The organism is Azospirillum picis (genome assembly GCF_017876115.1).
In the GTDB taxonomy this organism is placed as follows: domain Bacteria; phylum Pseudomonadota; class Alphaproteobacteria; order Azospirillales; family Azospirillaceae; genus Azospirillum; species Azospirillum picis.
This window is the reverse complement of the sequence record NZ_JAGINO010000006.1, coordinates 179,583-200,456: the sequence shown is the minus strand read 5'-3', so window position 1 is coordinate 200,456 and position 20,874 is coordinate 179,583. Positions and strand designations below refer to the sequence as shown.

Annotated in this window: 20 protein-coding genes and 2 tRNA genes; 11 read left to right on the top strand and 11 right to left on the bottom strand. The window is 68.5% G+C overall.

Annotated elements, in window-relative coordinates; translation table 11 throughout:
• The first annotated feature begins 35 nt into the window (after positions 1–35).
• The 4 genes from J2850_RS11300 to J2850_RS11285 all read left to right on the top strand — a co-directional run bounded on the left by J2850_RS11300 (position 36) and on the right by J2850_RS11285 (position 3,117).
• Positions 36–938 carry a PRC-barrel domain-containing protein gene (locus J2850_RS11300; protein ID WP_209981627.1) on the top strand — a complete coding sequence of 301 codons (903 nt, stop codon included), beginning with the start codon at positions 36–38 and terminating at the stop codon, positions 936–938.
• Between the two features lie 31 nt (positions 939–969).
• The gene (locus J2850_RS11295) at positions 970–1,410 is read left to right on the top strand and encodes a YgaP-like transmembrane domain (RefSeq protein WP_209981626.1); all 441 of its coding nucleotides are present in this window, start codon (positions 970–972) and stop codon (positions 1,408–1,410) included.
• A gap of 262 nt (positions 1,411–1,672) precedes the next feature.
• A complete protein-coding gene (fabI, locus tag J2850_RS11290) occupies positions 1,673–2,458 on the top strand; it encodes an enoyl-ACP reductase FabI (protein ID WP_209981624.1) in 786 nt (261 codons plus the stop codon).
• A 248-nt stretch (positions 2,459–2,706) separates the two neighbouring features.
• The gene (locus tag J2850_RS11285) at positions 2,707–3,117 is read left to right on the top strand and encodes a bacteriohemerythrin (RefSeq protein ID WP_209981616.1); all 411 of its coding nucleotides are present in this window, start codon (positions 2,707–2,709) and stop codon (positions 3,115–3,117) included.
• A 180-nt stretch (positions 3,118–3,297) separates the two neighbouring features.
• Here J2850_RS11285 and serB read toward each other — a convergent pair whose 3' ends face one another.
• The gene (gene serB / locus J2850_RS11280) at positions 3,298–4,197 is read right to left on the bottom strand and encodes a phosphoserine phosphatase SerB (RefSeq protein ID WP_209981614.1); all 900 of its coding nucleotides are present in this window, start codon (positions 4,195–4,197) and stop codon (positions 3,298–3,300) included.
• Positions 4,198–4,399: 202 nt separating this feature from the next.
• Between serB and miaA the strand changes: the two genes are divergently transcribed.
• Both miaA and J2850_RS11270 read left to right on the top strand, forming a co-directional pair.
• Positions 4,400–5,392, top strand: coding sequence for a tRNA (adenosine(37)-N6)-dimethylallyltransferase MiaA (gene miaA, locus J2850_RS11275; RefSeq protein ID WP_209981612.1), 993 nt, complete (start codon positions 4,400–4,402; stop codon positions 5,390–5,392).
• A 17-nt stretch (positions 5,393–5,409) separates the two neighbouring features.
• Positions 5,410–6,621, top strand: coding sequence for an aminotransferase-like domain-containing protein (locus tag J2850_RS11270; protein WP_209981611.1), 1,212 nt, complete (start codon positions 5,410–5,412; stop codon positions 6,619–6,621).
• A gap of 168 nt (positions 6,622–6,789) precedes the next feature.
• Here the strand turns inward: J2850_RS11270 and mrdA are convergent, their stop codons facing one another.
• The 5 genes from mrdA to J2850_RS11245 form a co-directional block, all read right to left on the bottom strand.
• Complete coding sequence (gene mrdA / locus J2850_RS11265) at positions 6,790–8,679, bottom strand: penicillin-binding protein 2 (RefSeq protein ID WP_209981609.1); 1,890 nt, start codon at positions 8,677–8,679, stop codon at positions 6,790–6,792.
• 18 nt (positions 8,680–8,697) lie between these two features.
• Complete coding sequence (mreD, locus tag J2850_RS11260) at positions 8,698–9,210, bottom strand: rod shape-determining protein MreD (protein ID WP_209981607.1); 513 nt, start codon at positions 9,208–9,210, stop codon at positions 8,698–8,700.
• A gap of 40 nt (positions 9,211–9,250) precedes the next feature.
• On the bottom strand, positions 9,251–10,120 hold the full coding sequence (gene mreC / locus J2850_RS11255) for a rod shape-determining protein MreC (RefSeq protein WP_209981605.1): 870 nt from the start codon (positions 10,118–10,120) through the stop codon (positions 9,251–9,253).
• A gap of 93 nt (positions 10,121–10,213) precedes the next feature.
• A complete protein-coding gene (locus J2850_RS11250; protein WP_012974729.1) occupies positions 10,214–11,254 on the bottom strand; it encodes a rod shape-determining protein in 1,041 nt (346 codons plus the stop codon).
• Positions 11,255–11,621: 367 nt separating this feature from the next.
• Positions 11,622–12,161, bottom strand: coding sequence for a TIGR00645 family protein (locus J2850_RS11245; RefSeq protein ID WP_209981603.1), 540 nt, complete (start codon positions 12,159–12,161; stop codon positions 11,622–11,624).
• A gap of 259 nt (positions 12,162–12,420) precedes the next feature.
• Between J2850_RS11245 and phoU the strand changes: the two genes are divergently transcribed.
• Together phoU and hisE are read left to right on the top strand one after the other, a co-directional pair.
• Positions 12,421–13,143, top strand: a complete 723-nt coding sequence (gene phoU, locus J2850_RS11240; protein WP_209981601.1) for a phosphate signaling complex protein PhoU — start codon at positions 12,421–12,423, stop codon at positions 13,141–13,143.
• Positions 13,144–13,281: 138 nt separating this feature from the next.
• On the top strand, positions 13,282–13,611 hold the full coding sequence (gene hisE, locus J2850_RS11235) for a phosphoribosyl-ATP diphosphatase (RefSeq protein ID WP_209981599.1): 330 nt from the start codon (positions 13,282–13,284) through the stop codon (positions 13,609–13,611).
• Between the two features lie 53 nt (positions 13,612–13,664).
• On the opposite strand, the gene J2850_RS11230 is transcribed toward hisE, so the two are convergent.
• Complete coding sequence (locus tag J2850_RS11230; protein ID WP_209981597.1) at positions 13,665–15,263, bottom strand: class I SAM-dependent methyltransferase; 1,599 nt, start codon at positions 15,261–15,263, stop codon at positions 13,665–13,667.
• Positions 15,264–15,487: 224 nt separating this feature from the next.
• On the opposite strand from J2850_RS11230, the gene J2850_RS11225 reads away from it, so the two are divergent.
• Positions 15,488–15,563: transfer RNA gene (locus tag J2850_RS11225), tRNA-Lys, on the top strand.
• 24 nt (positions 15,564–15,587) lie between these two features.
• Positions 15,588–15,663: transfer RNA gene (locus J2850_RS11220), tRNA-Lys, on the top strand.
• 77 nt (positions 15,664–15,740) lie between these two features.
• On the opposite strand, the gene J2850_RS11215 is transcribed toward J2850_RS11220, so the two are convergent.
• From J2850_RS11215 to J2850_RS11205, 3 genes are all read right to left on the bottom strand, one after another.
• Positions 15,741–16,157: a bacteriohemerythrin gene (locus J2850_RS11215; RefSeq protein ID WP_209981595.1), complete on the bottom strand. Its 417-nt coding sequence runs from the start codon at positions 16,155–16,157 to the stop codon at positions 15,741–15,743.
• Between the two features lie 104 nt (positions 16,158–16,261).
• Positions 16,262–18,073: a M3 family oligoendopeptidase gene (locus J2850_RS11210; protein ID WP_209981593.1), complete on the bottom strand. Its 1,812-nt coding sequence runs from the start codon at positions 18,071–18,073 to the stop codon at positions 16,262–16,264.
• Positions 18,074–18,157: 84 nt separating this feature from the next.
• Complete coding sequence (locus J2850_RS11205; RefSeq protein ID WP_209981591.1) at positions 18,158–19,069, bottom strand: LysR family transcriptional regulator ArgP; 912 nt, start codon at positions 19,067–19,069, stop codon at positions 18,158–18,160.
• 97 nt (positions 19,070–19,166) lie between these two features.
• Here J2850_RS11205 and J2850_RS11200 point away from each other — a divergent pair, with 97 nt between their 5' ends.
• Positions 19,167–19,799 carry a LysE/ArgO family amino acid transporter gene (locus J2850_RS11200; RefSeq protein ID WP_209981589.1) on the top strand — a complete coding sequence of 211 codons (633 nt, stop codon included), beginning with the start codon at positions 19,167–19,169 and terminating at the stop codon, positions 19,797–19,799.
• Positions 19,800–19,808: 9 nt separating this feature from the next.
• Here J2850_RS11200 and J2850_RS11195 read toward each other — a convergent pair whose 3' ends face one another.
• Positions 19,809–20,729: an NAD(P)/FAD-dependent oxidoreductase gene (locus tag J2850_RS11195; protein WP_209981587.1), complete on the bottom strand. Its 921-nt coding sequence runs from the start codon at positions 20,727–20,729 to the stop codon at positions 19,809–19,811.
• Positions 20,730–20,874: the final 145 nt, after the last annotated feature.

Genomic DNA, 20,874 nt, shown 5'->3' with positions numbered 1-20,874 from the left:
GCAGCATGAGACGATCCAAGCCGGAGGATGCCCCGATGAAGCGCCCCACCCTTGGCACGGCCCTGCTGCTGGCCGCGCTGGGACCCCTGTCCGTCGCCGCGCCGGCATTGGCGGCCGACGACTGCACGGCCGGCCTCGACCGGCTGGGACAGCAGGCGGCCGCTCTCGAGGCCGCCGGCCCCAACAGTCCTGCCCCGGTCACGCCGCAGGAGACCGCGCAGCTTCGCGCCCTGCAGCAGGCCGCCCAATCCGCGGCCCAGAAGGGCAATGCCCCCGCCTGCCAGGCGATCCTGGGCGAAGCGGCGGCCCTGCAGGAGTCCATTGCCCATCCGCGCGCGATGGCGGCCGACGACCTTGAGGACGCCAAGCTGCGCAGCCCGGACGGCAAGGATCTCGGCAGCATTTCCGAACTGGTCATCGATCCGGGCACCGGCCGCGTCGCCTACGCGGTGGTCGAACTGGGCGGCTTCCTCGGGATCGGCGAAGCCGACTTCGCGGTGCCGTGGGCACTGTTCTCTGCGTCGGGCGACGGCTATGTCCTGAATGTCCCGAAGGACAAGCTCACCAACGCCCCGCGCTTCGACGACAAGAACCGCCCGAACATGAACGACCGCCAGTGGGCGATGGCGGTGCACACCTACTACGGCGTGCCGCCCTACTGGATGCGGGACTCCGCGACCCTCGCCGCCATTGCCGGCACGACGGCGGGCGGCGGCGACACCGCGGCGGCACCCCTGCGCCAGGAGGTGCAGCGGCTGTCGCAGGAGGTGGCGCGGCTGAACCGGGAGCTTGAACAGGCGCGCGGCGCCGCCGGCTCGAGCGGCGCTCCGGCCCAGGGGCAGGGCGACGGCGCGGCCGGGTCCGCTTCGGGGACCGCGACAGGTTCCGGCGCGGCCTCGGGGAACGGTAGCCCACAGCCGCCGGTTTCCCAGCAGTGACGCACGAACCATCCGAGCCAGGAGCACCGAAATGGCACTCTCGTCCCTCACCGATTCCGCGCAGCGCCACCTGCGCGGGATGAACGACCGCATCGCAGGCCCTACCGGGGGCTACACCATCAACGTCGGCCACAACGAACGGCTGGCTTCGCTCGGCGGCGGACTGCTGCTGGCGGTGCTCGGCATGCGGCGGGGCGACTGGACCGGCGCCGCGCTGGCGTTGGCCGGCGGCGCCCTGGTGGCCCGCGGCCTGACCGGCTACTGCCCGGGCAAGTCGATGCTGGCCGACTGGTCCCACCGCGACGGGACGGGCCGGTCGGGCGGGGACCACGATGCGGGCCGGCACGCCTATTCCCGCCATCCCGGTGACATCTTCGAGTCCGCCGAGGAGAAGGAGGTCGTCGACGAGGCGTCTCAAGAATCCTTCCCGGCCAGCGACCCGCCCTCCTTCACGCCGGGCGTGACACGATAACGGAAATGTCATCAAGAAACGGCCTTCCGGACCAGCTCCGGGAGGCCGTTTTGACATGGATCAATGAAGTGCGGATGCAGGGAAGATTTCGGCTTTTATTGGGGCTGCTGCCATCAATGTTGCGCTTTGATTGATTCGCGCAGGTGAATTGCGCCCTGTTTTCGTTGCGCCGCTGCAAGGTCTGGTTTATGGTGCACTGCACAAGGGCCGGTCGCCGATGCAGCCGCCCCGCACCGTTCAACCGACCGCAGGATCGTCCGCCATGACCACGATCATTCCCGCCGCCGCCACGCTCGAAGGCAAGAAGGGGCTCGTCCTTGGCATCGCCAACGACCAGTCGATCGCCTGGGGATGTGCCCGCGCCTTCCGCGCTCTCGGTGCCGACCTTGCCGTCAGCTACCTGAACGACAAGGCCAAGAAGTTCGTCGAGCCGCTCGCCCAACAGCTCGAGGCCGAGATCTTCGAACCGGTGGACGTCACCGGTGAAGGCCAGATGAAGGCGCTGTTCGACAAGATCGCCGACAAGTGGGGCAAGCTGGACTTCGCCCTTCACAGCATCGCCTTCGCTCCGAAGGAGGACCTGCACGGCCGCGTCGTCGACTGCTCGCGCGAAGGGTTCCAGCAGGCGATGGACGTGTCCTGCCACTCCTTCATCCGCATGGCCCGCTATGCCGAGCCGCTGATGAAGGACGGCGGCTCGCTGTTCACCATGTCCTACTTCGGGGCCAACCGGGTCATCGACAACTACGGCGTCATGGGGCCGGTCAAGGCGGCGCTGGAAGCCAGCGTGCGCTATCTGGCAGCAGAGCTGGGGCCGAAGGGCATCCGCGTCCATGCCATTTCCCCCGGCCCGATCAAGACCCGTGCGGCGTCGGGCATCGCCCATTTCGACGAACTCATGAACAAGGCGGCCGAGCGCGCGCCCGAAGGCCGCCTGGTGACCATCGAGGAGGTCGGCTACACCACCGCCTTCCTCGCCACGGACGGTGCCAAGGGCATCACCGGCGACACCACCTACGTCGACTGCGGCTACTCGATCGTCGGCTGACGGGCGCCGGCTGACGGGCGCCGGCTGACAGGCGCCATCTGACAGGCGCCATCTGGCCGGCGGCGGTCCGGCTGTCGGACGGACGGGGCGGACGCGGCAGCGCGTCCGCCCCTTTTCGCGCTTGGCACCGGGTCGCCGGGGTGCGTCAAATTGCCGTGTGACTCCGTCGCCCGTTCTGGCCGGACGGCGACCCCGGCCATAATCCTTCCCCGGCGGCATGCCGCGACAGGGGAGGAGGCCGCAAGGTCATGGGCGCCATAATATGGCGACGGCAATTGAGCGTCGGTCAGCCATCGATCGATGACGACCACAAGCATCTGATCGAGTACCTGAACGAGCTGGATGCGGCGCTTTCGGCGCCGCGGTTCCAGCCGGCGCGCGTCGCGAGGATCCTGATCAAGCTCCTGGAATACACGAGGGAGCATTTCGCCCGCGAGGAACGGATCATGCAGATGGTGCATTATCCGAAGTTCGAGGAGCATGTCGCCATGCACCGCGCGGCGGAGCAGAAGGTCGGCGAGCTGTCCGCCCGCTTTTCGAACGAGCCGACGCAGGAGAACGCGGAGCGGCTCTACAAGTTCACGGCCGACTGGCTGGTCCGTCACATCATCCTGATGGACACGCAACTGACGCCCTATGTCCGCGGCATCTGGGCATGACGGGCGTCCTTCCCTGGAGTCTGCTTGGCGCTCATTGAGGCGCCACACAGACTCCAGGCTTTTGCTCTTCCATGTGATCCAGGTTCCAAGCGATACCGCTTGAAACGATCGCACTTCAGGTCCCGCAGCCGCGAGGGGGGCGGTTTTCCCGCCCCGTCAGCCGGCCATGCAACCAGCCGTTCAGCCGGTGAACTCCGTCGCGCGGTAGCCCTGGGCGAAGAGCAGGGCGGTCAGGTCGCCATGGTCGATCCGGGCGCGGGCCTCGGCGGCCACCACGGCCTTGGCATGGAAGGCGACCCCCAGGCCGGCGGCCAGCAGCATCGGCAGGTCGTTGGCGCCATCGCCGACCGCCATGGTTTCGGCCATCGGCACCCGGTGCTCGCCGGCATAGGCCAGCAGCGCCTGAAGCTTGCTGTCCTTGTCCAGGATCGGCTCGACCACCTTGCCCGTCATCTCGCCGTCCGCGACCTCCAGGTCGTTGCCGCGGTCGTCGTCGAAGCCGATCCAGGTCCGCACCCGGCCGGTGAAGCAGCGGAAGCCGCCGGACACCAGCACGCAGACGGTTCCGTTGGCCCGCATGGTGCCGACCAGTTGGGCGGCGCCCGGCATCAGCGTCGCCCGCTGCCAGACCTCGTCGATCACCGACTCCTTCAACCCCTTCAGCAGGGCGACCCGCTCGCGCACCGCCTCCTTGAAGTCGATTTCGCCGTTCATGGCGCGGGCGGTGATGGCCGCGATGTGGTCCTTCAGCCCGACGTAGTCGCCCAGTTCGTCCAGCATCTCCTGCTCGATGATGGTCGATTCCATGTCGGCGACCAGAAGCCGCTTGCGCCGTGTCGCCGCCGGCTGGGCGATGATGTCGAGCGGGGCGCCGGCCCCGCCCAGCGCATGGCGGATGGCGGCTTCCGCCTGTTCCGGCGCGAGGTTGCCGAAGGGCAGGTCGCAGGCCGTTCCCGGCGCCAGCCAGTCCGGCATCCCGGCATCCGCTCCCAGCGCGGTCAGCGCCGCTCTGGCGGTCTGGACGGCGGTCTCTTCAAGGATGGCGGTGCGGGGGGCGATCAGCGTGGCGACGGCGTTCATCGGCAGGGTATCCCGGACAAAAAAGGGGGCCTCTCGCGCGCTGCCTACCACAGGCGGGGAGCAGGGTCCAACGAAGCTTCGGCGTCGGTGGTGCGATCGCTGTTGCATTGGCGCGGCGCCGGCCCCATGGAAGGGGCATGGAACAGACACATCCGACCGCATGCCCGCCCGCCCGCCGGGGAGGCGATGGGGCGTGGCGGCCATGACCGCTCGCACCGACGTCGTCGTCATCGGCGGCCCGACCGCTTCGGGGAAGTCGGGGCTGGCGCTGGCCGTCGCCGAGGCCTTCGGTGGCACGGTGATCAACGCCGACAGCATGCAGCTCTATGCCGACCTCGACGTGCTGACCGCGAGGCCGCCGGCCGCCGATCTGGCGCGGGCGCCGCACCGGCTCTACGGCGTGCTGCCGGCGGCGGAGCGCGGCTCGGCGGCCCGCTGGCGGACGATGGCGCTGGAGGAGATCGACGTGGCCGCGGCCGCCGGCCGCCTGCCGGTGGTCGTCGGCGGCACCGGGCTGTACCTGCGCGCGCTGATGCAAGGGTTGAGCGAGGTCCCGGCGATCCCCGACGAGGTGCGGGCCGCCGCCCATGCCCGTCTGGCCGCCCGGGGCGGCGAGGCGTTCCGGGCGGAACTGGTCGCCCGCGATCCGGCCTCCGCCAAGCTCAACGCCGGCGACACCACCCGCCTGACCCGGGCCTGGGAGGTGCTGGAGGCGACCGGCCACCCGCTGTCCCATTGGCAGGGCCTTGCGGCGCAGGGTGCGCCGGAGGGCTTGCGCTTCACCGTGCTGGTTCTCGATCCGCCGCGCGACGAGCTCTACGCGCTCTGCGACCTGCGGTTCGGGATGATGATGGAACAGGGGGCGCTGGAGGAGGTGCGGCATCTTGACGCCCTGGCCCGCGACCGGCACCTCGCACCCGATCTCCCGGTGCTGAAGGCCCTGGGCGTGCCGGAACTGCGCCGGCACCTGCAGGGCGCGATCGCGCTCGACGAGGCCGTGTTCCTCGCCAGGCAGTCGACCCGGCGCTATGCCAAACGGCAGGTCACGTGGTTCCGGCATCAGATCATTGGCAAAACGGGCAATTTGCTGGTATCTCATACAGGACAGCATAGCTGCCATACCATCGATTCGATCTGTTCACCGGCGGTAAGAAATGCAATTCTCGGCCGCCTGAGAACGATACTAAATTACTGAACCGAAGGAGAAGCGACGTGTCGGTTGATTGGGGTCATGTGTTCGCCGGCCGCGTTGGGGGCATGACGGCGTCCGAAATCCGGGAGCTGCTGAAGCTGATCGACCGTCCGGAGATCATCTCCTTCGCCGGTGGCATTCCCGACCCGGACCTGTTCCCCAGCTCCGCCATCGCCCGGTCCTACGAGAAGATCTTCCAGTCCAACGCCGGTGCCGGCTCCGCCCTGCAATATTCCATCACCGAGGGCTACACGCCGCTGCGGGAATGGATCTGCGACTACATGGGCGGCAAGGGGGTGAGTGTCGGGCTCGACGGCGTGCTGATCACCAACGGCTCGCAGCAGGTGCTGGAGTTCGTCGGCAAGCTGCTGATCGGGCCGGGCGACAAGGTGGTGGTGACGCGGCCGACCTATCTCGGCGCGCTCCAGGCCTTCTCGCCGTACGAGCCCACCTACCTGTCCATCCCGATGGACGAGGAGGGGCCGGACATGGAGGCGCTGACCGCCGCGCTGGCGCAGAAGCCGAAGTTCTTCTATCTGGTCCCCGACTTCCAGAACCCCAACGGCACCACCGTGTCGCTGGCGCGCCGCCACGCCATCCTGGACGCCTGCGAGGCGGCCGGTGTCCCCGTGGTTGAGGATACCGCCTATTGCGAGCTGCGCTATGACGGCGAGCATCTGCCGCTCCTGGCGGCGCTGGATTGCGAGCGCAACGGCGGCGCGCTGACCAACGTCATCTTCGGCGGGACCTTCTCCAAGACGATGGTGCCGGCGATGCGCGTCGGCTGGGTCAACGCCGCACCGGAGGTGGTCAACCGCTTGGTGCTGATGAAGCAGGCCGCCGACCTGCATGCCAGCACGATCAACCAGATCGTCATGCACGACGTCGTCTCGCAGATCTTCGACAGCCACCTCAAGCTGCTGCGCTCCCAGTACAAGGAGCGCCGCGACGCCATGCTGTCGGCTCTGGAGGAGTTCGCCCCGCCGGGCATCACCTGGACCAAGCCGGAAGGCGGCCTGTTCGTGTGGATCGAGGCGCAGGAGGGCGTCGACGGCACCGACCTGCTGGCTCGCGCCATCAAGGAGGCCAACGTCGCCTTCGTGCCCGGGTCGGCCTTCCACGCCGACCGGTCGGGCAAGAACACGCTGCGGCTTGCCTTCTCGGTCACCAAGCCGGACCGCATCCGCGAGGGCATCCGCCGCCTGTGCGAGCTGCTGAAGACGGCGGCCTGACCGCGGCGCATCCGCCCGCCGGTATGAAAAAGGGCGGTCGCGCTTCGGTGCGGCCGCCCTTTTCTTCGCATTTGGAGTGTGAGTCACGTTTCAAGCGGTATCGCTTGGAACGTGACTCACACGGAAGATCAAAACTTGGAGTCCGCAGCCGGACGGCTGCCGCGGCCGTCAGCCCGGCGGGTCGAAGAGGCTTCCCGCCGCCGGCGTCTCCGCCACCGCGGCGCGACCGGGATCGCGCTTCTGCGTCTCCAGCAGGATGTCGCGGGCGATCGGCGCCGCCACCGCCGACCCGCCGCCGCCATGCTCGACGAACACCGCGCAGGCGTAGCGCGGCGCGTCGACCGGGGCGAAGGCGACGAACAGCGCATGGTCGCGCTCGCGCCAGGGCAGGTCCTCGTTCTTCTTCACGCCGCTGCTGCGCTCGGCCATGGTGATGCGGCGGACCTGGGCGGAACCGGTCTTGCCGGCCATCTCGTAGCCGACCTCGGTGATCCGCGACTTGAACGCCGTGCCGTTCGGGGCGTTGACCACCTCGGTCATCCCGCGCAGCACGATGTCGAGATTCTCCTTCTTGACGCCGATGCTGGGCCAGGCGGTCTGCTCGCCGCTGACCGTCTTGATCTGCTTGGTCAGGTGCGGCATGACGGCGAAACCGCCGTTGGCCAGCCGGCAGGTCATCACCGCCAGTTGAAGCGGCGTCGCCAGCACGTATCCCTGGCCGATCGACGCCACCAGCGTCTCGCCCATGTCCCAGTTCTTGCCGAGCGTTCCCTTCTTCCAGGCGATCGAGGGGATCAGTCCGGCCCGCTCGTGCGGCAGGTCGATGCCGGTGCGGTGGCCCAGTCCGAAGCGGTTGGCCATCTCTGCGATGCGGTCGATGCCGATGCGCCGCGACACGTCGTAGAAGAAGACGTCGCAGGAATGGCGGAGCGCCCCGACGAAATCGACGGTGCCATGCCCGCCGCGCTTCCAGCAGTGGAAGCGGTGGTCGCCCAACTCCAGGTGGCCGGGGCAGAAGACGGTGTAGCGGTTGCTGACGATTCCCGATTCCAGCGCCGCCAGCGCCGCCATCATCTTGAAGGTGGAGCCGGGCGGGTATTGGCCGACCACTGCCTTGTTGTTCAGCGGCGTCGCCGGGTTGGACAGCAGCTCCTCCCAGAGCTCGGCGCTGATGCCCATGGTGAACTGGTTGGGGTCGTAGCTGGGGTGCGAGCACAGCGCGTAGATGCCGCCGGTATGGACGTCCATCACCACCGCGGCCGCGCTGACGTCCTGCGACAGGCGCTGCTGCACGAAGTGCTGGAGCTGCATGTCGATGGTGAGCTGCACCTCGCGGCCGGACTGGCCCTCGTCCCGCGACAGTTCGCGGATGACGCGGCCGACGGCGTTCACCTCGAGCTGGCTGGTGCCGGCGGTGCCGCGCAGCACCTTCTCGTGGAATTTCTCGATGCCGGCCTTGCCGATGCGGAAGCCCGGCAGCGAAAGAACCGGGTCGCTGTTGCCGCTCAGCTCCGCCTCCGACACGGCGCCGACGTAGCCCAGGATGTGGGCGGTCGCCTCGGCCTGCGGGTAATGGCGTAACTCGCCGACCTCGATCGACACGCCCGGCAGGTCGGGGGTGTTGGTCTCGATGGTGGCGACCTGTTCCCAGGTCAGGTTCTCGCGCACGGTGACCGGCACGAAGCGGCGCTTGCGGTGAAGCTCGCGCAGCACGCGGCGGCGGTCGCCGTCGGTCAAGGGCACGATCCGCGAGATCTTGTCGAGCGTCTCCTGGATGTTGTGGGTGCGCTCCGACACCACGACGACCCGGTAGTTCTGCTGGTTCGCCGCCAGCGGAACGCCGAAGCGGTCGACGATGTTGCCGCGCGACGGGGCGATCAGCCGCAGGCTGATCCGGTTCTCCTCCGCCAGCATGGTGTAGCGGGCCGACTCGACCACCTGGAGATAGTAGAGGCGCCCGACCAGCGCCGACAGCCCGGCCAGCTTGATGCCGCCCAGCACGAGCGCACGGCGCCCCAGCAGGCGGGAACGGTCGGTGTCGCGTTCGATGGAACTCATGAGACCCGTCGGGACCCTTTACCCGTTCAAGAACGCCCGGTGGACGCGGATCAGCAGCCATCCCACCGCCGGGAACGCGGCCACCGTCAGCAACCCCTGGAACAGCGCCGGCAGGATCGACAGCGCGGCGCCGTTCAGGACCGAGAAGGACAACCATTGCAGGACCACCGCGCCGGCCATCACCAGGGTGAAGCCGAACAACAGCAGCGCGAAGGTGCTGGCCAGGAAGACCCTGCGCTGGTTCAGCACCGCCCATTGCGTCACGACCAGCAGCAGGGCGTTCACGCCCAGCGGGCCGCCGGTCAGGAAATCCTGCAGCAGGCCGATCACGAAGGCCACCCCCGGACGCATCAGGTCAGGCCTGTGGATCGTCCAGTAATAGACCGAGATCAGCGTCAGGTTCGGGGCGACCGGCGCATAGCCGGGCATCGGAACCGGAACCATCCCGACCAGCACCATCATCACGGTCACGGCGAAGGGCGCCAGATTGCGCCCGGCCTTGTCGAGCCGTTGCCAGAAGGTGGCGGTCATATCTGCGGCACCCCGAGCGGACCGGTCCCTTCAGCGGACCTCACCGCGACTCCGGCGACGGTTCCAGGTCCGCGGCGGGCAATCCGTAATCGACCAGACGCAGATGCTCGATCCGCGCGAGGTCGGTGCTGGGCAGCACGCGCACGCCGCGCTCGCTGACCGCGGTGACCACCCCAACCGGCAGGCCGGGCGGGAAAAGGCCGCCGTCGCCCGACGTCACCACGCGCTCGCCGACCTGCACCGGAGAGTCCGGCGGCAGGTAGAGAAGCTTGGCCTGGTCGGAATTGTCGCCGGCCAGGATCGATCGCTGGCGGGAGTTCGCCAGGATGACGGGCACGCGGGCGTTGATGTCGGTCAGCAGCAGGATGCGCGACGACCATTCGCCGACCTCGATCACCCGGCCGATCAGGCCCGCGCCGCTCAGCGCCGCCTGTCCCTTGCGCACCCCGTCGCGCCGCCCGGCGGTCACGACCAGCGTCCGCACGAAGGAGCTGCCGGGGGTGGCGATGACGCGGGCCGCGATGTAGGAGACCGACGGTTCGGGGGTGACGTGCAGCAGGCCGCGCAGGCTGTGGTTCTCGGACTCCAGCCGCAGGGCCGCCTGCTTCCACTGCAGCAGCCGCGCGTTCTCGGCCCTCAGCCGCTGGTTCTCGTCGAAGGCGTTCTCGAGCTCGACCGCGGATTCCACCACCCGCGCCGCGGTGGCGGCGGGACGCGAGATGGCATCGAGGATGGGCGCGAAGGCGTCCGTCACACGGGCGCGGGCGCTGTCCACCGATACCGACTCGATCTTGCCCACCATCATCAGGGCGATCGACGCCAGGACCAGGAGGAGGAAGGAGAAGCGCTGCGCGAGAGCGCGCAAGGGCGCGGCAAGGCGGATGACGGAGCCGGATGAGCGTGACTTCACAGGAAATTCCCGTCCAGATACGCGGTCCGTCCCCGGCCCTCACCGCCCGGGCGGGCAGGGAGCCGGAGGCCTTCCAACCAAGGGATACACCAATCAGTAAGCGCTGACCAAGACGTTTCGCAGCGTCTTCATCTCCTCCAGCGCGCGCCCGGTACCGAGCGCCACGCAGGACAGAGGGTCGTCGGCGATCGACACCGGCAGGCCGGTGGCGTGGCGCAGGACGAAGTCGAGGTTGCCCAGCAGGGCGCCGCCGCCGGTCAGCACGATGCCCTTGTCGACAATGTCGGCGGCCAGTTCCGGAGCGGTGTGCTCCAGCGCGACCTTCACCGCCTCGACGATGGCGGACACCGGCTCGGCCAGGGATTCGGCGATCTGGCGTTCGGAGATGATCAGTTCCTTGGGCACGCCGTTCATCAGGTCGCGGCCCTTGATCTCGAGGATGCGGCCTTCGCCGTCCTCGGGCGGGCAGGCGGAGCCGATCTCTTTCTTGATGCGCTCGGCGGAGCCCTCGCCGACCAGCAGGTTGTGGCTGCGGCGGATGTAGCCGATGATCGCCTCGTCCATCTTGTCGCCGCCGACGCGCACGGAGCGCGAGTAGACGATGCCGCCCAGCGACAGCACGGCCACCTCGGTGGTGCCGCCGCCGATGTCGACGACCATCGAGCCGGTCGGCTCGGTCACCGGCAGGCCGGCGCCGATTGCGGCGGCCATCGGCTCCTCGATCAGGAAGACGCGGCGGGCGCCTGCGGCCTCCGCCGACTCCTGGATCGCCCGGCGTTCCACCGCGGTCGAGCCCGACGGCACGCAGATGATGACCTGCGGGCTGGCGAAGCTGCGGCGGTTGTGAACCTTGCGGATGAAATGCTTGATCATCTCTTCCGCGACTTCGAAATCGGCGATGACGCCGTCGCGAAGCGGCCGGATGGCCTGGATGTTCCCGGGCGTGCGGCCGAGCATCATCTTCGCCTCGTCACCGACGGCGAGGACCTGCTTCTTGCCGCGCACGTTGGCGATGGCGACGACGGACGGTTCGTTCAGGACGATGCCGCGGCCCTTGACATAGACCAGGGTGTTGGCCGTCCCCAGATCGATCGCCATGTCGGCGGACAGAACGCCGAGCAGTTTGGAGAGCATGGAGCTGACGAACTCTATCAAAGCGGTTGAGACGGCCGAGCCGGCGGAGTGGCATAGCATGTCCGCCGACGGTTCCATAGTCGAATGCGTCCGCACGCTCAAGCACGGAGTGCGCCCGGCGGACCGGACCTTTTCGCGCGCCCTTGGCCGGTCCGGAAACCGGCCCGGAAGCCGGATGCCGGCGCCGGTCGCCGTACGGTGCCTGAAGGCGAAACTGGCGGATCAGGGTTAATTTTCCGTCAACGGATATGCCGTTCGGTCAAGCCCATCCCGAGCCGCCGCATCGCCCGCAAGCCGATGTGACGGTGGTGTGTCTAACCCGTGTTGCCGCGGTACTGCAACGGGCTTTTGGCGTTGCACAATCGCCTCAGTGATGCTCCGCCGCCTCTGCGGCGCTTTTTCCGGCCGGTTTGGCATGGTGCCCTTCCAGCCGGTCCATGCAGGCGAGCAGGACTCCGGAAACGACGAAGGTCATGTGGATGATGACCAGCCACATCAGCTCGTCGCGCGAGGTCTGGTCGAGATTCATGAACGCCTTCAACAGGTGGATGCCCGAGATGGCGACGATCGAGGCGATCAGCTTCAGCTTGAGGCCGCCGAAATCGACCTTGCCCATCCAGTCCGGCCGGTCCACGTGATTGGCCACGTCGATCTTCGAGACGAAGTTCTCATAGCCGGCGAAGATCACCATCAGCAGAAGGTTGCCGGCGAAGGACAGGTCGATCAGCGTCAGGACCGCCAGGAGCACGTCCTTCTCGGACATCTCCAGGACATGGGGGACCATATGGATGATCTCCTGCAGGAACTTCACCAGCAGGGCACCCAGAGAGACCACGAGCCCGAGGTAGAAGGGGGCGAGAAGCCAGCGGCTGGCGAAGATCACTTGCTCAAGACGGCGTTCGATCATGGCGGGAACCGGAAGGGATGGAGAGGGGTTTGAAGCGCCCGGGCGGCGCGGCCAGGACCGAGGATCTCGCAATGCTGCAACGCAAAATCAATCGGCAAATCGAGCGCTCGCCGGTTCGATGGGCGGGCTTGCGGCCGCATCCGATCATCCGGCGATCATCTGGCCGGGAATTGTCGCCTCCGCCTCCTGTCATCGTACGGTAACGTCCGTACGCTATGGTCGCGGCCTTATGGGAACCGCCGTGAAAGGGATGGCGACGATGAAGACCTCCGCTCCGCACATCGTGTCCGCGTTCGAGGATGCGTTGAAGCGCCTCAAGTCCGCCATCGTCCAGATGGCCGGCGCTGCGGAGACGCAGATCGACCAGGCGTTGACCTGCCTGGCGCAGCGCAACCCCGAGCTGGCGCGGGAGATCGTCGAATCGGATGCCCGCCTCGACTCCTTCGAGCACGACATCGAGGCCCATTGCATGCGGCTCCTGGCCCTGCGACAGCCGGTGGCCGACGATCTGCGCGAGGTGGTCGCGGCATTGAAGATCGCCGGCAGCCTGGAGCGCATCGGCGACCATGCCGCCAACACCGCCAAGCGGGCGGTCGCGCTGTTCAGCCTGACCGGCGCCGGCTCTCCTTCCGGCCTTCCGCAGCTCGGTCGGCTGGTGCGCGAGCGGCTGGGTGACGTCGTGGACGCCTATGTCGACGGCGACTCCGAGGCGGCGCTGCGGATCTGGCGGACCGACGACGAGGTCGATGCGCTCTACACCAGCCTCGTTGCCGAGGTGGAACGGTCGGCCGCCGCAGCCCCTCACCAGTTCACGGTGCACATGCACCTGATGATGATCGCCAAGAACCTGGAGCGCATCGGCGACCACGCCACCAACATCGCCGAGGTGGTCTATTTCGCCAGCACCGGCCGGCCCCTGCTGGAGGAGCGCCCCAAGGCCGACCATTCCTACGCGCCGGTTGCCACCCCGGCGGCCGAATAGCGGTTTCCGCGGCGGGCTCGCACGGTATAAGGCGATGGTCCGGCGGGGCACCGGGCCTATGGGGTATGGCGCTCGCGCCGCCGAACCGTCACCTTAGCGCAAGGATCCCTCAACCTTGCCGCCGAGCCCAGCCCGCTTATGACCGATGACCTGATCCGCCTCTACGACGCCATCCTGGAACGCCAGCGCCTGAACCCGGCGGACTCCAGGACCGCGCGCCTGCTCGCCGCCGGGCCAAAGAAGATCGCCAAGAAGGTGGGGGAGGAGGCGGTGGAGGTGGCGCTGGACGCCATGAATGACGACCGCCAGGGCGTAATCAACGAGAGCGCCGACCTGCTCTACAACCTGTCGGTCCTTTGGACGACCTTGAACATCCACCCCGACGACGTCTTTGCCGAGATCCGGCGCCGCGAGGCGCTTTACGGCATCGCCGAGAAGCTGCCGAAGGCCGCCACCGGCGAGCGGTGAGGCGCGCCGGACGACTTTCCCGCCATCATGCTTTCGCCGTCACGATTTCGCCGTCACGTGGCACCGAGCCGCTCCAGCAGCGGGCGGCGCCGGGCAGCGAATCCCGAATGCCGCCGCGCCAGTTCGGCACGGTTGGCCTCGTCACCGACGCAGGCCTCTCCGTCCCGTCCCAGGCGGATGCCGTCGGCGGACAGCTGGCGCCAGGCGAGGGCAGCGGGGTCCTCTCCCAGACGTTCCGCCAACAGGAACAGCGCCTCGATGCGCGAGACGGGCACGCCGGCTCCCAGCAGCGGCGAGGCGAGCTGCCCCGGAGTTTCGCCGAAGCGGTGGCGCTCCAGGGCGGCGGCATTGAAGCGGGCGGCCTGCTCCCGGCGCTCCGCCGATCCGTCCTCCGGCATCACCGGCGCTGCCAGCGTCAGGCTGGTCAGCAGGACGAGCGCGCGCAACACTGCCTGCCCGTCCCGGGCCTCGTCCTGCCGCGCCAGGGCGGGCAGGGCCAGCAGCTCCTCCAGGCTCCGCGGCTCCCCGGCCAGCGCCTCGGCCAGCGGACGGTAGAGCGCGGGCGGGAAGGTCAGGCGGCCGGCCGGGGTCGATGCCGTCTCCGGCAGGTCGTCCGGTTCCACCAGCAGGGTGAAGCGCGTGGCCCCGAGCAGCGACCGCCGTTCGGCCGGCGACAGCCGCTCGCCGCCCTTGACGAAGAGATCGCGGCGGAAGCTGCGGTTGCTCATCATGTCGCGCAGGGTTTCGGCCTGCGCCGGGTCTGCCGCCTCGGCCGCCAAATCCCTCTGCACCGGCGATAGGACGAGATCGTCGAGCTGTTCCATGGGCACCGCGGCGCCGGCGAACTCCAGCTTGGCCGCCGCCATCTCCCGCGCCACGTCGCCGTGGTAGAAGGCGGTCCAGTCGGCGTTCAGGTATTCGTGGGCGATGTAGTTCGCAGACTTGTGGCGGAGCTGCTCGATCCGCTCGACGACGCCGTCAGTGTTGGCCAGCCAGCCGCCGCCCCGGCCGGCCATGCGCGCCGCGAAGTCGATCGCCCGGGCGATCCGCTCGGGCAGCGGCCCGCTGTCCGCGGCGCAGCGCTCGACCAGGAGGCGGCGCAGGGGCATATGGGGCAGGGTGCCGGGCAGGGCGTTGTAGCTGACGAAGACGACGCCGCCGGGTGCCAGGCGGCGGCGAAGCAGGCCGAGCAGGATCGCCCGGTTCTCGGCGCTCACCCAGGACCAGACGCCGTGCAGGGCGACCGCATCCAGCGGCGGACCCTCGCGCCGGGCATAGTCGGCGAAGCTCTCCTCCAGGAACAGGGCGTTGGCAAGGCCGGCATCGGCGGCAAGGCGCCGGGTGCCGGCGATGTGCGACGGGTTGAAGTCCATCGCCTCGAACCGGGCGGCGGGATGGGCAGCGGCCAGCAGCGCCGTGGTGAGGCCGTGGCCGCAGCCCGGCTCCGTCATGACGAAGCGGCCGGTGCGCAGCGCCTCGGGCGGGCGCCATCCGCCCAGCGTCAGCGCGAAGCACAGCAGAGCCGGTGACCAGTCGCGGTAGACGGCGCGGATGTAGTCGATCCCGCCGACATAGCCTTCGGTCCAGCCCCCCGTCGTCGCCCCCGCCGTCGTTGCACCCGCCGCCGTTGCTGCCGCCGTCGGTCCAACCATCGGCCAACGCTCCCATCCGTCCGAGAAAAGACGCCGCAGATGTAGCCGCCACCCACCGGCGGGGCCACCGAAATGCGCAGGCAAAAAATTCACATGGGCTGCGATTTTGCTATCGACAGGTCAGGACACCTTCGATATAAACCGCGCCACACCGGCCGGGACAACGGCTTGGCCGGTGCGATGAACAGTCGGCTGTTTCAGCCGGCGCCATCGTTCCAAGAGATGGGCGCATAGCTCAGTTGGTAGAGCAGCTGACTCTTAATCAGCGGGTCCAAGGTTCGAGTCCTTGTGCGCCCACCATCTCTTGAACACTCCCATACGGATGGGCGCATAGCTCAGTTGGTAGAGCAGCTGACTCTTAATCAGCGGGTCCAAGGTTCGAGTCCTTGTGCGCCCACCATCCATAAGGGGCCGGAACCGAGCAGGTTCCGGCCCCTTTCCATTTCCGGGTCCTTGCGGTGCCCGCGCCGCCGGCCGCTAAACCGCCGCCACCTGCCTTGCCGCCTTCTGCTTCGCCTCCGCCTGGGCCAGGAAATCGGCGGTCACCCGGTCCATCGTCGCCAGATGGGTGTGGAACCAGTCGGGGAAGTGGAAGCGCAGGTATTTGCGCGCCCGGTCCTCGCTGCCCTCCTCCAGTTCCGCCTCCAGGGCGGCGAGAACGGCCAGAACGCGGCTGTGCTCGTCCTTGTGGCAGTGCAGCGCGAAGAAGCCGTGTTCGGTCATCAGCGCGTTCTCGCGGGCGAAATGCTCGCGCAGATGCCGGGCGAAGGCGGTGAACGGCGCCGCGAGCTCGCCGGCGGCGGCGTCGCGGGCGGTTTCCCATAGGCCGAGCGAGTCGGCGTGGTCGCGGTCCATCACCGCATGGCCGAGAAGGATGGTGTCGGGCGCGAGCATGAGTCGGGATCCCTGAACGGCGGTTGCTGAAAGAAAATGGCCTTCGGAGGCGATGCTCCGAAGGCCACCATAACCGCATGGCGATCAGGGTCTCTTGACGCGCGTCAAGCCGCCTCGCCGGCTTCCAGCTCGTCGATGAAGCCGCGGATGACGCCCAGCCCCTTCTGCCAGAAGGCGGGGTCGGAGGCGTCCAGCCCGAACGGGGCCAGCAACTCCTTGTGCCGCAGCGTGCCGCCGGCCGTCAGCATGGCGAGATACTTCTCGGCGAAGCCCTTCTCTGCGTCCTGGTAGACGGCGTAGAGCGAGTTCACCAGGCAGTCGCCGAAGGCGTAGGCGTAGACGTAGAAGGGCGAATGGATGAAGTGCGGGATGTAGGACCAGTAATGGCGGTAGGTCTCGTCGAAGCGCAGCGCCGGCCCCAGGCTCTCGGTCTGCACGTCCATCCAGATTTCGCCGATGCGCTCCGAGGTCAGTTCGCCGTCGCGCCGCTCGGTGTGGACACGCCGCTCGAAATCGAAGAAGGCGATCTGGCGCACCACCGTGTTCAGCATGTCCTCGACCTTGCCGGCCAGCATGATGCGACGGCGCTTCGGGTCGGTCTCGGCGTCCAGCAGGGCGCGGAAGGTCAGCATCTCGCCGAACACCGAGGCGGTTTCCGCCAGGGTCAGCGGGGTGTCGGACAGGAAATGGCCCTGCTTGCCGGCCAGGATCTGGTGCACGCCGTGCCCCAGCTCGTGGGCGAGCGTCATGACGTCCCGGGTCTTGCCCTGGTAGTTGACCAGCAGATAGGGGTGGACGCTGGGCACCGTGGGATGGGCGAAGGCGCCCGGCGCCTTGCCGGGGCGGACCGGCGCATCGATCCAGGCATTGTCGAAGAAGCGCTTGCCCAGCCCGGCGAGGTCGGGAGAGAAGCGGCCGTAGGCGCCCAGCACGATGTCGCGCGCCTCGTCCCAGCGGATGCTGCGGTCGGCATCGTCGGGCAGCGGGGCGTTGCGGTCCCAATAGTCCAGATGGTCCTGGCCGAACCACTTGGCCTTCATCCGATAGTAGCGGTGCGACAGGTCCGGATAGGCGCCCTTGACCGCGGCGACCAGCGCGTCGACCACCTCGTCCTCGACGCGGTTGGACAGGTTCCGGGACGAGGTCGGCGTCGGGTAGTTGCGCCACTCGTCCTCGATCTCCTTGTCCTTGGCCAGCGTGTTGGTGATCAGCGCGAACAGGCGCGCATTCTCGCCCAGCACCTTGCCCACCGCCTCGCCGGCCTCGCGGCGGACGGCGGGGTTGCGGTCGGACAGGCGGTTCAGCGCTTCGGCGCAGGTCAGTTCCTTGCCGCCCATCGGGAAGCGCAGGCTGGCGATGGTTTCGTCGAACAGCCGGTTCCAGGCGGCGCGGCCGACGACGTGCTTCTCGTGCAGCAGCCGCTCGATCTCGTCGGAGAGCTGGTGCTCGCGGTAGAGGCGGACGTCCCGCAGCCAGGGGGCGTAGCGCTGGAGCGCCGGTGATGCCTTGAGCTTGGCCGCGAGGTCCGCTTCGTCGAGCCGGTTGATCTCCAGCGTGAAGAAGATCAGGTGGGCGGAGATGTCGTTCACCCGCTCCTGCATCGACTGGTAGAACTTGGCGATCGTCGGATCGGTCATGTCGCCGTTATAGACGAGGCCGGCATAGGACATGATGCGCGACAGAGTCTCGTCGATCGACTCGTTGACGCGGATCGCTTCCGCCAGCTCGTCGGCTTTCAGCGCGGCGAGCTTGCCGGCATAGCGCTCACGGAAGGCCTTGCAGTCCCGTTCCATCCGGTCGAGGTCGCCCTTCAGCTCCGGCGACTCCATTCCGGGATAGAGGTCGCTCAGGTCCCAGTTGGGAAGCGCGCCCAGATCGTGTGTGTCGGTTGCGGCCGCGGCGGCGCTGCTGGTCATCGAGTCCCTCCAGAGATTGGTTGAATCCATATAAGCGCGCACGCGGCGGCGACAAAGTCCTCTTCGGTCATGTGCCCGTCCGCCTTAACCGTCGCGGCCGCCCTGCGGCGCTGAGGGCTGGTGGAGCACGTCCCGTCCAGCCCGCAGGACGGCGCGCGTCAGGTCGGCCAGAACGCTTCCCGAGATCCGGCTCTGCTGCCAGAAGAGCGGCACGTCGAGCGGCCGGCCGGGAACCAGTTCCACCAGCCGGCCCGCCGCCAGGTGCCCGGCAACCAGCAGGTCGGGGTTCATCCCCCACCCGAGCCCGGCAAGCGCGCCATCGACGAAGGCCTGGCTGGCCGGCAGCCAGTGGGTCGGCGGGACCGGCGCCTTGCGCGACACCGTCGCCAACCATTGCGCCTGCAGCCGGTCCTTGCGGTTGAAGGTCAGGCAGGGGGCGCGGGACAGCGACTCCTCGTCGACCCCGCGGGGGAAATGGCGGCGCATGTAGTCCGGGCTTGCCGTGGCGCGGTAGCGCAGGGCACCCAGCGGATGGCTGGAGCAGCCGGGAACCGGGGCGGCGCTGGCGGTGACGGCCGCCACGACCTCGCCCTGGCGCAGCCATTCGGCGCTGTGGTCCTGGTCGTCGAGCACCAGGTCGAACAGGCAGCCGGGCATCCCGGTCATCGCGGCGATGAACCAGGTGGCGAGGCTGTCGGCGTTGACGGCGATGCGCAGGATCAGCGGCGCGTCGGCCGGGGGCAAGCCGGGCAGGGTGTCGCGCAGGTCGCTCTCCAGCAGCGCGACCCGCTCCACATGCTGGCAGAGGCGAAGCCCGGCGGCGGTCCCGGTGCAGGGCTGCCCGCGCACCACCAGGACGCTGCCCAGCCGCTCCTCCAGCAGCTTGACCCGCTGCGACACCGCCGAGGGGGTGACGTGGAGCTGTTGCGCCGCGCGCTCGAAACTGCCGGTGCGGATCACCGCCGCCAGCGCCGACAGCAGGGGATAATCCAGCATGGTTCAGCTTTGCTTAATCGGGCGAAGGAAGATTAAGTACCTTAGCTGCGGGGGCGGTGATAGCGGAAGGGAAATGCCCCCGTGAGCCGGAGCCGCGATGCCCATCTCTCCCCTTTCCCCGGACGCCTTCCTTCCGGCTTTCCTGCCGGGCCTCTTCCTGGGGCTCAGCCTGATCGTCGCCATCGGGGCGCAGAACGCTTTCGTCCTGCGTCAAGGGCTGCGCAACGAGCATGTGCTGGCGATCTGCGCCACCTGTGCCCTGTCCGATGCCGTGCTGATCCTGATCGGGGTCAGTGGCTTTGCCGAGGCCGGGATGCGCTGGCCCTGGCTGGAGCCGCTGATGCGCTATGCCGGCGCCGCCTTCCTGCTGGCGTACGGGGTGCGGAGCGCCCGTTCGGCACTCGGCGGCGGGGGAGCGCTTGAGCCGTCGCAGAGAACGGCCGGCGGGCTGCTGCCGGCGCTCCTGACCTGCCTGGCGCTGACGTGGCTGAACCCGCATGTCTATCTCGACACGGTGGTGCTGGTCGGCTCGGTTTCCGCCCGCTTCGCCCAGTCCCGCGCCGCTTTCGCGCTGGGGGCGATGACCGCGTCGTTCCTGTTCTTCTTCTCGCTGGGTTACGGCGCCCGCCTCCTCCGTCCGCTGTTCGCCCGGCCGGCCGCCTGGAAGGTAATGGATGGGGTGATCGCGCTGGTGATGTGGGCGATCGCCGCCGGGCTGCTGCTGGGATAGGACGATCGGTCAGGACCTGGATGGCGGTGCCGGTGGCAGCCCGTTGCCACCAAAGATCAGGGAGCGGTGCAGTGCGACGCCGGCCTGGGCTCCATCGCTGACGGCGAAGGTCACCGACCCGGCGGCCCGCGCCGCGTCCCCGCAGGCGAAGACGCCGGGGACGCTGGTTTCCTGCATCGGGTCGGTTTCGATATAGGGACCGAGCGGTCCCTCCTGGAGCGCACAGCCGAGCTGTGCGGCCAAAGGGCTGGCCGCCGAGGTTCGCGGCATGACGAAAAGCCCGTCGAAGGAGAGGAGGCGCCCGTCGTCCATCGACAGATCGGCCGTTCCGCCGATGGACCGGATGGTTCCGGCCTCCACCGTCACCCCGCGCCGCGCCAGCTCGGCGCTCTGGCCGGCATCCGGCTCGAAGGCGCCGTTCAGCAGGAGCGTCGTCGCCCCCCAGTCCGGCAGCATCAGTGCGTGGTGCATGGACAGCGGCGAGACGGCGATCACCCCGATCCGGCCCTGGTTCAATTCGTAACCATGGCAATAGGGGCAATGGAACGCCGACCGCCCCCAGCGCTCCGCCAGTCCCGGAATCGGCGGGAGATGGTCCTGCACGCCGGTGGCGAGGATCAGCCTCAGGGAGTCGTACCGGGCTCCGGCGCCATCGACGACGCTGAACCCGCCGGGACCGGCGTCTGCCCGTTCGGCGCGGCCCGCCTGCCAGGTGACCGTCCTGTAGAGCATCAACTGGCGGCGGGCCTCGGCGGCGATTTCGGCCGGCGGCCGGCCATCCTGGCCCAGGAAGCCATGCGACTTATGGGCGAACCGGTTGCGACGCACCCCCTCGTCGATCACCAGGACGGACCGCCGGGCGCGGGCGAGCTGCAGGGCGGCGGCAAGGCCGGCGTAGCTGCCGCCGACAACGATCGCGTGCCAGATCATCTTCTTCGCTCCTTGCGGGATGGTGCCTGCTCCGCGGGAGGGCCCGGCGGAGCGGTTTCGGTCAAGCATTCGAAACAACATAAGTTACGTGATCGGAGGGCGTCAATCGGTCATGTAACCTGGGAAGTGGCATGGATGTCCCCGA